Annotated in this window: 3 protein-coding genes; all 3 read left to right on the top strand. The window is 33.0% G+C overall.

The annotated features are described in order from the left end of the window. The first annotated feature begins 6 nt into the window (after positions 1-6). Positions 7-159, top strand: a complete 153-nt coding sequence (locus tag JF818_RS16620) for a chemotaxis protein CheW (protein ID WP_370570297.1) — start codon at positions 7-9, stop codon at positions 157-159. Between the two features lie 8 nt (positions 160-167). Further along, complete coding sequence (locus tag JF818_RS03065; protein WP_198890517.1) at positions 168-629, top strand: chemotaxis protein CheW; 462 nt, start codon at positions 168-170, stop codon at positions 627-629. Between the two features lies 1 nt (position 630). Continuing rightward, the coding region (locus JF818_RS03070) for a PAS domain-containing protein (RefSeq protein ID WP_198890518.1) at positions 631-1001 on the top strand (371 nt) is incomplete at its 3' end.

Here is a 1001-nt window from a genome sequence, read left to right on the forward strand (position 1 = left end):
GCCCTGTTGTTTGCCGATGAACTCATAGGTGAGCAACAAGTCGTAGTAAAGAATTTATCTAAATTCATCAACAAAGTAAAAGGCATATCGGGATTTGCTTTATTAGGTGATGGTCGAATTAGTATGATTTTAGATCCATCAGGATTTGTAACAGTATAGGAGCTATTATGAGTGAAGCATTACTAGAAATTAACGAGACTCAAGAAAATAAATTTTTAACATTTGCTATAGGAGACGATAATTATGGCTTAGAAATCTCTTATGTTGATGACATTATAGGCGTACAAACCATTACTGAAATTCCTTGTCAACCACACCATATGAAAGGTGTAATAAATTTACGAGGACAAATCATTCCAGTTGTTGATGCTAGGATTCGTTTTAATAAACCAGAAAGGAACTATGATGATCGTACTTGTATCGTTGTAGTAACCGTTGAAGAGATACCTATTGGTTTAATTGTCGACCGAGTATTAGAAGTGGTAGATATTGAAGAAGAGCATATTGCTGAACCACCTCATATGGAAACTGGTGGACAGAAGTATATGAAAGGAATTGGTCAGCTGCATGAGCAAATCGTCATGATCATTGATTGCTATAAACTATTTGTAGAAAGTGATAGTATTTAACATGATTGAAAACTTTGAAATGCAAAATTACATTTTAGATCATGGAAAAGATGGTGTCATAATCCTCGACAAAAATCTGGATGTAACTTATGCAAACGCAAGTGCTTATGAGATATTGAAGAATGATGATCTTATAGGAAAAAATATACATGATGTCTTTAGAATCTACGATTATTATACAAAAGTGCTTCAAACAGACATTATTGAAGATGTATTAAGGACACTCAATTCGAGCGGATTAAAAAAAGAAAGTGCCATAAAAAATTTTAACGATGAATTACATTTTGTTTCTGCAAGTATTTCACCTATCTATCATGATTCGGTCGAAGGAATAGTCATTTTCTTTAAAGATATCACGAAGATAAAGAAGAC

The organism is Sphaerochaeta sp. S2, assembly GCF_016406725.1.
Taxonomy (GTDB): domain Bacteria; phylum Spirochaetota; class Spirochaetia; order Sphaerochaetales; family Sphaerochaetaceae; genus Sphaerochaeta.